General features: G+C 41.6%; 11 protein-coding genes. 10 read left to right on the top strand and 1 reads right to left on the bottom strand.

The window, feature by feature from the left end:
• The 3 genes from AAGR14_RS15710 to AAGR14_RS15700 are packed head-to-tail and all read left to right on the top strand — an operon-like array spanning position 1 to position 3,403.
• Entirely contained in the window at positions 1–840 is an 840-nt protein-coding gene (locus tag AAGR14_RS15710; protein ID WP_342645186.1) for a protein-glutamate O-methyltransferase CheR, read from the top strand.
• The gene (locus tag AAGR14_RS15705; RefSeq protein ID WP_342645185.1) at positions 830–1,417 is read left to right on the top strand and encodes a chemotaxis protein CheB; all 588 of its coding nucleotides are present in this window, start codon (positions 830–832) and stop codon (positions 1,415–1,417) included. The genes AAGR14_RS15710 and AAGR14_RS15705 overlap by 11 nt, the downstream gene beginning before the upstream one ends.
• 30 nt (positions 1,418–1,447) lie before the next feature.
• Complete coding sequence (locus AAGR14_RS15700; protein ID WP_342645184.1) at positions 1,448–3,403, top strand: response regulator; 1,956 nt, start codon at positions 1,448–1,450, stop codon at positions 3,401–3,403.
• On the opposite strand, the gene AAGR14_RS15695 is transcribed toward AAGR14_RS15700, so the two are convergent.
• Positions 3,395–3,883 carry a methylated-DNA--[protein]-cysteine S-methyltransferase gene (locus AAGR14_RS15695; protein ID WP_342645183.1) on the bottom strand — a complete coding sequence of 163 codons (489 nt, stop codon included), beginning with the start codon at positions 3,881–3,883 and terminating at the stop codon, positions 3,395–3,397. The two genes, AAGR14_RS15700 and AAGR14_RS15695, sit on opposite strands and share 9 nt — an antisense overlap.
• 64 nt (positions 3,884–3,947) lie before the next feature.
• Here AAGR14_RS15695 and AAGR14_RS15690 point away from each other — a divergent pair, with 64 nt between their 5' ends.
• The 7 genes from AAGR14_RS15690 (at position 3,948) to ccsA (AAGR14_RS15660) (ending at position 11,566) form a co-directional block, all read left to right on the top strand.
• Entirely contained in the window at positions 3,948–4,631 is a 684-nt protein-coding gene (locus AAGR14_RS15690) for a heme exporter protein CcmB (protein ID WP_342645182.1), read from the top strand.
• A gap of 90 nt (positions 4,632–4,721) precedes the next feature.
• Positions 4,722–5,927 carry a carboxypeptidase-like regulatory domain-containing protein gene (locus AAGR14_RS15685; protein WP_342645181.1) on the top strand — a complete coding sequence of 402 codons (1,206 nt, stop codon included), beginning with the start codon at positions 4,722–4,724 and terminating at the stop codon, positions 5,925–5,927.
• Positions 5,928–6,013: 86 nt separating this feature from the next.
• Positions 6,014–6,676, top strand: coding sequence for a cytochrome c biogenesis protein CcsA (gene ccsA / locus AAGR14_RS15680; protein WP_342648700.1), 663 nt, complete (start codon positions 6,014–6,016; stop codon positions 6,674–6,676).
• Between the two features lie 3 nt (positions 6,677–6,679).
• Positions 6,680–6,886: a CcmD family protein gene (locus AAGR14_RS15675; RefSeq protein WP_342645180.1), complete on the top strand. Its 207-nt coding sequence runs from the start codon at positions 6,680–6,682 to the stop codon at positions 6,884–6,886.
• Between the two features lie 95 nt (positions 6,887–6,981).
• Positions 6,982–8,415 carry a Glu/Leu/Phe/Val dehydrogenase gene (locus AAGR14_RS15670; RefSeq protein WP_342645179.1) on the top strand — a complete coding sequence of 478 codons (1,434 nt, stop codon included), beginning with the start codon at positions 6,982–6,984 and terminating at the stop codon, positions 8,413–8,415.
• A gap of 198 nt (positions 8,416–8,613) precedes the next feature.
• The gene (locus tag AAGR14_RS15665) at positions 8,614–9,024 is read left to right on the top strand and encodes a cytochrome c maturation protein CcmE (protein ID WP_342645178.1); all 411 of its coding nucleotides are present in this window, start codon (positions 8,614–8,616) and stop codon (positions 9,022–9,024) included.
• A 28-nt stretch (positions 9,025–9,052) separates the two neighbouring features.
• Positions 9,053–11,566, top strand: coding sequence for a cytochrome c biogenesis protein CcsA (gene ccsA, locus AAGR14_RS15660; protein ID WP_342645177.1), 2,514 nt, complete (start codon positions 9,053–9,055; stop codon positions 11,564–11,566).
• The last annotated feature ends 40 nt before the right edge of the window (positions 11,567–11,606 follow it).

Genomic DNA, 11,606 nt, shown 5'->3' with positions numbered 1-11,606 from the left:
ATGATAGAAGATGCTAAAGAGGGGAACTTATTGCAGCCTCACGAAATTGAAGATTTAATAAACGTAATTAAAAAAATATACGGGTTTGACTTTTCGGGCTATTCAAAGGCTTCTTTAAAACGCCGGCTTACCCGTATATTACAGCTTAAAAGATTATCCTTTTATGATCTTAAACACTTGGTGATTAACGATAAGGATTTTTTTCAGCATTTTTTGGAAGAGGTAACGGTAAACGTAACAGAAATGTTCCGCGATCCGTTGTTTTATAAGGCGATTAATAGCCAGGTTTTGCCTTACCTATCTACGTTTCAGCATATTAAAATATGGAGCGCCGGTTGCTCCTCGGGCGAAGAGGTTTACTCTATGGCTATATTATTGAAAGAGGCCGGGCTAATTAAAAAGTCGTTTGTTTATGGCACCGATATCAATACAGAGGTACTTAAAGAAGCTAAAAAAGGCATATACAGTCTGCGTAAAATAAAATCGTATGCCGAAAATTACCAGTATTCTGGTTTGCCCGGAACCATTACCGATCATTTTACTATTTTGTATGATGCGGCTACCATACACACCGAACTAAAGCAAAACACACTTTTTTCGGTCCACAACCTAATCTCTGATAACGTATTCAATGAATTTCAGTTAATTAGTTGTCGCAATGTGTTTATATACTTTGAATCTGCCTTGCAAGAAAAAATACTTGATTTATTTTACCGCAGTTTGTGCCCTTTAGGTTTTTTATGCTTGGGCAGCAAGGAGGCTATACGGTCAGAAGCGTTTAAAAAACGCTTTAAAACTATTAGTTCAAAAGAAAACATTTACCAAAAAATTGGAGCTTAACAACGATCTGAAAAAGCGGTGGCAACAATCAAAAGTGCTGCTATTGGGAGGTTCTGCCGGGTCTTTCAAGATACTTTTTCGTATCGTAAAAACGCTTCCGTCCGATTTTAGTAAAACGGTAATTATCATCATTCACCGGAAAAAAAACTTTTTTAGCGAAATAGAGAAACTGTTTGGTGATCATAGTCGTATGCATCTACGTGAGGTTTGCGATAAGGACGCGATTTTAAATAATACAATTTATATTGCGCCGGCCAACTACCATACGCTCATTGAAAACGAAAAGCAATTTAGTTTAGATGTATCTGAGTCGGTTTGGTACTCAAAACCATCTATAGATGTGACTTTTGAGAGCGCTGGTGAGATATTTAAAAATCAGTGCACAGCTATATTACTTTCCGGCGCTAACCAGGATGGGGCACAAGGATTATTAAAACTGCGTAACCAGGGATCGCTTACTGTAGTACAGAATCCGGCGGATGCCGAAATGGCTGATATGCCGAAAGCCGCTTTGAATATTGATGCGGCAGAATTAATACTTAATGTAGAGGAAATTTATCAATTTTTGCAGATTTAGCCTTTACTTTTATATTTTTACGTTTGAACTATGAGTCTTGTTAACATACTGATTGTTGACGACAAAGAAGAAAATATTATTGCCTTAGAAGCTTTGCTTAGAAGGGACGATATTAATTTGATGTCTACCACGTCGCCAAATGATGCTTTGCGCATTGCTTGGGAAAATCCAATCAGTATCGCCTTGGTCGATGTTCAAATGCCTAATATTGATGGCTTTGAATTGGTAGAGATGTTCAAATCCAACCCACGTACCAAAGATATTTTAATTATTTTCGTTACTGCCATTTCTAAAGAGTCTAAGTACGCGGTAAAGGGTTTTGGCACCGGTGCTATTGATTATTTATATAAGCCACTCGATCCATATATCACTGCAGCTAAAGTTGATGCCTTCATACAACTGGCCCGCTCACAAGAAGAAATAAAGGCCAAAAATGAGGAACTGATGAGTTATGCCATTATGGTAAAAAACTCCGCAGATGTAATTGCTACTATAGATGCACAGTATTTCAGGCTTAAATCTGTTAACCCGGCCGTGCACAAGCTATTGGGTTACCAGCCCGCCGAAGTATTGCAAAAGAGCATAGTAGACTTGGTGTTGGAACCTGAGCAAACGAAATTCAGAAACAAGCTGTCAAGCATTGTTAATAATAACGTGAGCTTTGCCGTTGCCGAGTTTCCGTTCGAAACCTTTGATAAGCGCATGGTATGGGCAGAGTGCCGTATCACCTACAGTAATAAGGTGCTTTATCTAAACATGAGCGATATCTCGCCTCAAAAAAGCTATGAGCAAGATCTGATTAAATCCAAAGAAGAATCAGATAGGGCACGTAAGTCGAAAGAGGACTTTTTGGCGAGCATGAGCCATGAACTGCGCACGCCGGTCAATGGCATTATTGGCTTAACGACCATGATGCGCAAAACGGATCTTGATGAGCAACAAAGCAAGTTTTTGGATTTGCTTGACGTTTCTTCACAATCATTATTAGGTGTAATTAATGATGTGCTTGATATTTCAAAAATTGAAGCCGGTAAGTTTAATATCATATACAAGCCAAGCCTCGTTAGGCAGCAGCTGCATTCGGTTTTTGGTTTATTAAAGTATAAAGCCGACGAGCAGGGTATTGAACTTATTCTTGACATTGATAACGAACTGCCTGAAGTAATGCTGATTGATCCGCTGAGGTTAAATCAAATTTTACTGAACTTGCTTAGTAATGCCATTAAGTTTACAGAACGTGGTTTCGTTAAACTGCACGTAAGTGTTTTGCAGCGCATTAATGACAATGTGAGGGTTGCGTTTAATGTAGCCGATAGCGGCATTGGCATCGCTGCAGACAGATTAAATAAAATATTTGAATCGTTTGAGCAGGCCGAGCCAGACACGATTGCCAAATATGGCGGAACCGGGTTGGGGCTAACTATTGTTAAAAGGCTTGTTGAACTAAAAGGCGGAGAGCTAACCGTTACAAGCGAGTTAGGTAAAGGCAGCGTATTCAGCTTTGTTAACTGGTACAAAGTAGCCGACAAAGTAATTCAGCCTGCATCTGCCAATGTGGTAGAACAAGGGTGCCTGGAGCCGTTTACAGACGTTAACGTTTTGATTGCCGAAGATAACCTGGTTAATCAGTTTATGCTCTCCAAAATGCTGAAAGACTGGAACGTAAACGTTGATATTGTTGAAAACGGGAATAAGGTAATTGACAAGCTCAACGAGAATGATTACGATATTATTTTGATGGATACGCATATGCCTGAGCTCAATGGCTATCAAACGGCAAAACATATCCGCATAAATTTTGAAGAGCCTAAACGTAGTATTCCTATCATCTCGCTGTCGGCAGCTACTTTTGATCATGAGCAGCAGCAGGCCTTGTCGGCAGGTATGAACGATGTACTGTCTAAGCCGTTTCAGCCACAGCAGTTGCACGAAAAAATGAAAAGGTTAATTAACGAACTGCCTATCTTAAAGCCGGTTTCAGAGTAATAAGCTGAGCTGGCCAACTCCCGCAATTTTTGCCTCGTGTTCTAACAGCCATTTTTTTCGCCATATTTCGCCGGCGTAACCGGTAAGCTCGCCACCCGATCCAATTACGCGGTGGCAGGGTATCACAATCCAAAGTTTATTTTTGCCATTGGCCGCAGCTATAGCTCTGATAGCAAGTGGTTGCTGCATTTGCCTGGATTGCTGTGTGTAAGTAACGGTACTACCAAAAGGGATGGTTTGCAAATGCTGCCAAACTTCTTGCTGAAACCGAGTGCCTTCGGGTTTTAGCGGCAAATCAAACACTAAACGTTTGCCGGCAAAGTATTCGTCAAGCTGTTCTATAGCTGTCAGTAGAGTTTGGTTAGGCGCATCAATATTAGTCGGCTGATCGTCTCCATTTACAGATATGGCGGTGATATAACCATCCTGCTCGGTGATGACGGCTGTACCAATGGGCGTCGGATGGTGGTAGATTGGCATATGGTTAATGGTGGCTGCTTAAGCGCGGCCTCTGTCAAAGTTAATAATTTCTATATTTGCGCTGATGAATTTGTTGCGCCAAACTGTTGCCCTGCTAAAAAAAGAAATCATACTTGAGTGGCGCTCCAAATACGCATTTAACGGTGTATTGTTATATATCGTGTCAACGGTGTTTGTTTGCTATATTGCCTTCAACCTTACCCCAAATTTCAAAAGCAGTTCGGGTTATTCGTTAGTTTGGAACGTTTTGTTCTGGATTATTATTCTTTTTGCCGCAGTGAACGCTATCGCCAAAAGTTTTTTGCAGGAGAGCCGCAGCCGGTTGCTTTATTATTATACCATTGCCAGTCCGCAAGCTATTTTACTTTCCAAAACTATTTACAACGCTTTATTAATGAGCCTCCTCAGCTTTTTAGCATTGCTGGTGTATATGGTGTTTTTTACTAATACTATAGGTGATACTTTATGGTATTTTTTAGTGGTATTAGCTGGCGGTATCACCTTTTCAACAGTGTTTACTATGGTTTCGGCTATTGCCGCTAAAGCAGGTAATAACGGTACGCTGATGGCGGTGTTGAGCTTCCCGGTTATATTACCAGTAATTATGCTGCTGGTTAAAATCAGTAAGAGCGCTATGGATGGGTTAGACCGTAGTTTAAGCTACGGAAACTTTGGCGTATTAGCAGCTATCAATGTGATTGTGATTGCTATTTCGCTCATCCTGTTTCCTTTCTTATGGCGCGATTAAAGTGCGCTACAATTTATTTAATAAAATACGTTTAAATACTACTTTTGAACAGTACCATCACTATTGATTAACAAGCCGTTTAAATACCCCATGCGCCGCTTAATACTCATTGCTGTATACCTGCTTTTTCCGGTAATTTTGTTGGCGCAAACAGGTGTTATTACCGGTAAAGTATTGAGGGCCGATACTAAAGAGCCTTTAGCAAAAGTAAGCGTGTTTTTAAGCAACGCTACGGTGGGCACTACCACATCCGAGGATGGTACTTACACTCTGAGAGGCATACGCCCCGGCCAATATGATTTGGTGATGACCTCGGTAGGTTTTGAAGAACAAACGCAGCAGGTGTTGGTAGGCAGTCAGGCGCTTACCATTAACGCTGAGCTTAAGCCGCAGGTAATGCAGTTAGGCGAGGTAGTTGTTACCGATAATGCCAATTGGAAAAGCAATTATGCCATGTTTTTGACTGAGTTTTTAGGTACGTCGGCTAATGCCAAACAATGCAAAATTACCAATCCCCATGATATTACTTTGGTTTACCGTCGCTCAAAAAGAACACTCGAAGCTTTCTCCTACGACTTCATCAATATCGAAAATAAGGCTTTGGGTTACCGGGTGAAATTTTTGTTAAAATCATTTAAAAGCGATAAGCTCAACAACTTAATATCATGGGAAGGCAGAATTTTATATGAAGATTTGCCGGGCAGCGAGGTTCAAAAACGTAAATGGGAAGAGCGAAGGCAGGATACGTATTATGGATCAAGCCTGCATTTTTTCAGGTCGTTGGTTAGCGGCAATTATGCTAAAGAGGGTTTTATCATGAATATTCTGGCCCGAAGGCCTAACCCGGAACGTCCGCCTCAGGAGTTGATACAGCGAAAAATTGACAAGTTTCAAATGGTTAACCGCGACTCTCTCAATTATTGGGTAAGGATGTATGAATTACCTAAGTACCATGAAACATTATACCGTCAGCCGTTAACTCCCGACCAGGTAGTGCATACCACAGATCGTAACGGATTATTTGCCATACAGTTTCCGGAATGCTTGTATGTCATTTATACGAAAAAACGCGAAACCATGGACTTCAAAGATATTTACCGGCCATTAGATATGGAAAATTATGAAACCAGTGTAGTAACTTTATACAGGCCCTATGCAGTGTTTGATAATAACGGTGCCATAGTATCATCACGAAGCACATTGTTTGAAGGCACATGGTCTAAAAGTAAGGTAGCTGAACTCTTGCCGGTTGACTACGTACCATCGGCATCATATACGCCCCCTTACTTAAAGTAGCTCTATTTAAACCCTGGCAAATGCTATGCTTACATAGTATTTGCGTAATTTGTTATACCTTTGCGCGTTTAAAAATTATGAAATTTATATATCAGTCGTGGTGGAAAATTTTGGGCGTTGTGTTGGTATTTTATACCATGATAGCCGGTTTTTTACTGCCGGTACCCAGGCTGCCTATTTTGCACGAAACTATACGCAATGTGTATTTCCATGTGCCTATGTGGTTGGGCATGCTGGTGGTGTTTGGTATTTCGGTTGTTTACAGTATTAAGTACCTGGCAACAAACCGCGAGGAGTATGACTTGGTAGCTGTGGAAAGCGTTAACACGGGCATATTTTTTTATGCATTAGGATTGGTAAGCGGTATGCTTTGGGCAAAGTTTGCATGGGGCGAATACTGGAGCAGTGACCCTAAACAAAACAGTGCAGCCATAGCCTTCTTATTATATTGTGCATACCTGGTTTTACGTAACGCCATTGATGAAGACCAAAAACGCGCCCGTATATCTGCCATCTATAATATTTTCGCTTTCCCGATTATGATTGTGCTGCTGTTTATCCTGCCGCGCATGACCGACTCTTTACACCCGGGCAACGGCGGTAACCCGGCGTTTGGCCGTTATGATATGGACAATAATATGCGGGCAGTACTTTACCCGGCATTTATTGGCTGGATTTTGATATCAGTGTGGGTGGCAACCTTACGTTACCGAATCCGTTTAATTGAAAATAAGCAAAACTCAATATAAGTAATGATTAAGAAACTGACCTTTCTGGCCGTTTTGTTAGCAACTCATTTTGCAGCCTCGGCACAAGAGGTGGAAATGGCCGATCAGCTGCGTAGCTCGGGTAAAATTTATGTGGTGGTGATTACTATCGCTATCGTATTTGTTGGCCTTGCCATATATCTTTTTGCAATAGACAGGCGTTTAAGTAAATTGGAAAAAAACAAAGACTAAAACCTTTTCCGGTTAGTGTTATTGTTTACATAGCACCTAAGCAATTTAAATCTGTTGCAAATACTCTTACCAATTATTTACTCAATATATCAATTATGAATGATCTAATAATTTCTGATCAGGACACGCATTTTTTTGATGATGTGTGTGCCAACTTTGATCATGCTGCCCAATTTACCAAGCATGATTCAGGTTTGCTCGATCAGATTAAATCGTGTAACAGTGTTTACCGTTTCCGTTTCCCGATACGTAAAGGCAACGGTTTCGAGGTAATTGATGCCTGGCGCGTAGAGCACTCGCATCACCAGTCGCCAACTAAAGGTGGTATTCGTTACAGCGAGATGGTGAACGAAGATGAAGTGATGGCACTGGCGGCATTAATGACTTATAAGTGTGCTATTGTAAATGTACCTTTTGGCGGCGCTAAGGGCGGTATTAAAATCAACCCTAAAAATTACACTGTACAAGAACTGGAAAATATTACCCGCCGTTACACGGTAGAATTAACTAAAAAGAACTTTTTAGGCCCAAGCATTGACGTACCTGCTCCGGATTACGGATCGGGTGAGCGTGAAATGAGCTGGATTGCCGATACTTACGCTACCATGAACCCAGGTCAGGGTGATGCCTTAGGTTGTGTTACTGGTAAACCTATTGCTTTGCATGGCATTGCCGGCCGTCGTGAGGCTACCGGCCGTGGTGTGGCCATTGCTGCACGCGAGTGTGTAAGCGTGGGCGAGGATATGCAGCGCATTGGTTTGATGCCTGGCTTAGCCGGTAAAAAAGTAATTGTACAAGGACTGGGTAACGTAGGTTACTATTCGGCCAAGTACCTTTCAGAGTTTGGAGCCACCATTGTAGGCTTGTGCGAATTTGAAGGCGCTGTTTACAATGAAGATGGTTTGGATTACGAAGCTGTTTTTCAGCATCGTAAAGCTACAGGCTCAATATTAGGTTTCCCGGGTGCTGCCAGCGAGTTTACAAACTCTGGCGAAGGCTTAGAGCAGCCTTGTGATATCTTGGTGCCTGCTGCATTAGAAAACCAGATCACCGGGGATAACGTTCGTAATATCCAGGCAAAAATCATTGTAGAAGGTGCCAATGGGCCAACCACTCCCGAAGCTGAAGCCATTTTTTATGAAAATGGTGGTCTCATTGTACCAGACATGTATGCGAACGCCGGTGGGGTAACCGTTTCTTACTTCGAATGGTTAAAAAACCTGTCGCACGTATCATTTGGTCGTATGAACCGCAGGTTTGAAGAAAACTCAAATCTTAATCTGGTAAATATGGTAGAAGGTATTACAGGCGTAGCTTTAACACCTGAGCAAAGATCAACTATTGTTAAAGGCGCATCCGAATTAGAACTGGTAAATTCGGGCCTTGAAGACACCATGATTCGCTCTTACCACGAGATACGTGAAACTTATAAAAATACGCCGGGTATCACTACTTTGCGTGTGGCAGCGTTTGTTGGTGCTATCAACAAAATTGCTGTATCTTATCAAAACTTAGGTATCTGGCCATAATTGTTCAGGTAATTCTGTCATTAAAACAAACGCCGTTCTTGCAAAAGCAACGGCGTTTTGTTTTATCGAGTCTTCATACCAAAAATTTTTATTTTCTTTAGTTAAGAACGATTATAAATAAGATATATCGGTTGTAATAAAGTGTATTAGCGCTACGTTTTGTATTTTTGTAGATTGTTTTACAGCAGGTAACATTTCATGAAAAAAAGTTCCATCTTAGGTATCATCGTTATTGCCGTAGCTATTGCGGTAATTATAAGTACTTACTCAACTTCAAGTACTTATGGTTCTTTTAATGATGCCAAAAAAAGCACCGAAGAGCTGCACATTGTAGGCCACTTAAACAAGGTTAAAGAGTTGTATTATGATCCTACCAAAGATGCCAATTACTTCTCTTTTTATATGCTCGATAACAAGGGCGAGGAGTGTAAGGTTGTATTTACTGGTACCAAACCTCAGGATTTTGAACGCTCGGAGCAAATTGTGTTAACCGGGCAAATGCGCGGCAGAGAGTTTCATGCCTCTAAAATTTTGATGAAGTGCCCGTCGAAATACACGCAAGATAAAATAGAAACCACCGAATATAAATCAAAACAAGCCAGCTTATAACCAAGCTGCTTAGTTTAAATATTTTTTAATGACTAAAGTTTTTGAAGGCGAGCACCTGCTGCCAGGGCAATTAGGACAGCTGTTCATCATCCTTTCTTTTGGCTCGGCGCTGCTATCTGCCATCAGTTATTTTTACGCTGCCAATCAAAGAGATCAGCACGATCAATCATGGTATAAGCTGGGACGTCTTGGCTTTTTTATCAATTCTTTTTCGGTGGTGGCTATTGGCGCATGCCTTTTCTACATCATCTACAATCACCTTTTCGAATACCATTACGCCTGGGCGCATTCTTCGCGCACTTTGCCTACTCATTATATTATTTCCAGTTTTTGGGAAGGGCAGGAGGGTAGCTTCTGGCTATGGACTTTTTGGCAAGCCGTTTTAGGTAACATCCTCATCTGGAAGGCGAAAACCTGGGAAAAGCCGGTAATGGCAGTGGTAAGCCTTTCGCAAGTGCTGTTGAGCTCTATGCTGATTGGCGTTGAAATATTGGGCAGTCGTGTGGGCAGTTCACCTTTCATTTTACTGCGCGAAGCTATTGAGGCTCCAATTTTTAGCCGTCCGGATTACTTACAATACATCAAAGATGGTAACGGTTTAAATCCAACCCTGCAGAACTACTGGATGACTATCCACCCGCCAACCCTGTTTTTGGGTTTTGCATCGATGATAGTTCCGTTTGCTTATGCAATAGCCGGTTTATGGCAGCGGCGTTATAAAGAATGGGTAAGTGCTGCTATCCCTTACGCTTTGTTTGCGGTGATGATACTGGGTACAGGTATCATCATGGGTTCTTTCTGGGCCTATGAGTCTTTAAACTTTGGCGGTTTCTGGAACTGGGACCCGGTTGAAAATGCCTCATTGATTCCGTGGCTGGTGCTTATTTCGGCAGTACACGTTTTAATTGTTTATAAAAATACCGGTCACTCTTATTTTACAGCTACATTTTTAACGCTTATTAGCTTTGTGCTGGTGCTTTATGCATCATTCCTTACCCGTAGCGGTATCCTGGGCGAAACCTCTGTTCACGCCTTTACAGATTTGGGCATGTTCTGGCATTTGGTGATTGATATCATGGTTTTCTTGGTATTGATGGTTGGGCTATTGGTTTTGCGCTGGAAAGAATTACCGTTTTCACAAAAAGAAGAAGAAACTTATTCGCGTGAGTTTTGGATGTTTGTAGGTTCGGCATTTTTAGCTTTATCCTGTTTGCAATTAGTTGTGGTAACCTCAGTACCGGTATGGAATGCCATGTTTAAAACAAACATTGCGCCGCCGGCCAATCCTATCACACTGTATAATATTTTCCAGGGCGGCTTTGCTGTGGTTATTGCTTTGTTTTTAGGGTTTACACAATTCTTAAAATATAAAAAGACTGACGCCACCCGTTTCTTCATCACCACATTGGTGTACATGTTTGTAGCGGCTTTAATTACCGGCGTTATCATTTACATTACCGGTCTTTATAAGCTGCGCGTTGTATTTATGCTGGCCATGTTTGGTGCTGTTTACGGCGTGCTGGCCAATGCCAAAGTACTGGGCGATGCTTTAAAAGGAAAGCTTAAACTGGCCGGATCGGCAGTGGCGCATATTGGGTTTGCTTTGTTGCTGGTTGGTGCCCTTATTGCGGCAGGTACCAGCAAAATAGTTTCGCAAAATGAAACAGGCGTTATCAGAGTGAAAGATTTTGATAAGGCAGGTAATCCGCGCGAAAATATCATGCTTTACAAAAATGAACCGGTTACCATGGGCGACTATCAGGTTACCTATTTTGGTGACTCGCTGGTGGCACCTAACCATTATTTTAAAGTAGATTATAAAAGGTTTGATGCATCGGGTAAAGTAAAAGAGCATTTTGTGCTAATGCCAAACTCTCAGGCTAATCCCAAATTTGGTTTGGTTTCATCGCCCGATACCAAGCATTATCTGCTGCACGATTTATACACACACATTACTGCTGCTCCGATTAAAGAAGAAGAGAGCATGGCCGCAGGAGCTACCGAAGCCAGCCACGATCATGCTAATGAGGATAGCCATTATAATCCGCCCGTAGTTTATGAAGCCAGCGTTGGCGATACTATCCGTTTTAGAGAAGGCTATATGATTTTACGCGGCTTAAACAAGCAACCTAAACTGCAAAACATCCCGCTTAAGGATAACGATGTTGCCGTAGGTGCGATGCTGGACATCGTTTCGCACGGAAAAGCGTTTAAGTCTGAGCCAGTATTTATGATTAAGGATGGCAACAGCTTTGATTTTGCCCGCAAGGTAGACGATGCAGGCTTAAAACTACGTTTGTCAAAAATTATTCCTGAAAAAAATAAGTTCGAAATTATGGTTTATCAGCAGCCTGAAAGTGCAAAGCCTTATATCGTAATGCGGGCTATTGAGTTTCCTTACATCAACTTCTTCTGGTCGGGTACCATCATTATGGTGATTGGCTTCCTGATGTCAATCTTCCGCAGAAACAGTGAATTGAGAGTTGTTCCGGTTAAAACTGGTGCCAAGCCGGTGAAAAAGAAACCTGCTTTAGTACGATAATTATATTTAAAACCCCTTCTGGTAAAGCCGGAAGGGGTTT

Origin of the sequence: Mucilaginibacter sp. CSA2-8R (genome assembly GCF_038806765.1) — a bacterium.
Classification (GTDB): domain Bacteria; phylum Bacteroidota; class Bacteroidia; order Sphingobacteriales; family Sphingobacteriaceae; genus Mucilaginibacter.
This window is presented reverse-complemented; position numbering and strand designations above follow the sequence as displayed.

Excerpts from the sequence above, each read along its gene's own strand:
- AAGR14_RS15710 (WP_342645186.1), top strand. The coding sequence starts at position 1 with ATGATAGAAGATGCTAAAGAGGGGAACTTATTGCAGCCTCACGAAATT.
- AAGR14_RS15670 (WP_342645179.1), top strand. The coding sequence starts at position 6,982 with ATGAATGATCTAATAATTTCTGATCAGGACACGCATTTTTTTGATGAT.
- ccsA (WP_342645177.1), top strand. The coding sequence starts at position 9,053 with ATGACTAAAGTTTTTGAAGGCGAGCACCTGCTGCCAGGGCAATTAGGA.
- AAGR14_RS15675 (WP_342645180.1), top strand. The coding sequence starts at position 6,680 with ATGATTAAGAAACTGACCTTTCTGGCCGTTTTGTTAGCAACTCATTTT.
- AAGR14_RS15690 (WP_342645182.1), top strand. The coding sequence starts at position 3,948 with ATGAATTTGTTGCGCCAAACTGTTGCCCTGCTAAAAAAAGAAATCATA.
- AAGR14_RS15700 (WP_342645184.1), top strand. The coding sequence starts at position 1,448 with ATGAGTCTTGTTAACATACTGATTGTTGACGACAAAGAAGAAAATATT.
- AAGR14_RS15665 (WP_342645178.1), top strand. The coding sequence starts at position 8,614 with ATGAAAAAAAGTTCCATCTTAGGTATCATCGTTATTGCCGTAGCTATT.
- AAGR14_RS15685 (WP_342645181.1), top strand. The coding sequence starts at position 4,722 with ATGCGCCGCTTAATACTCATTGCTGTATACCTGCTTTTTCCGGTAATT.
- AAGR14_RS15695 (WP_342645183.1), bottom strand. The coding sequence starts at position 3,883 with ATGCCAATCTACCACCATCCGACGCCCATTGGTACAGCCGTCATCACC.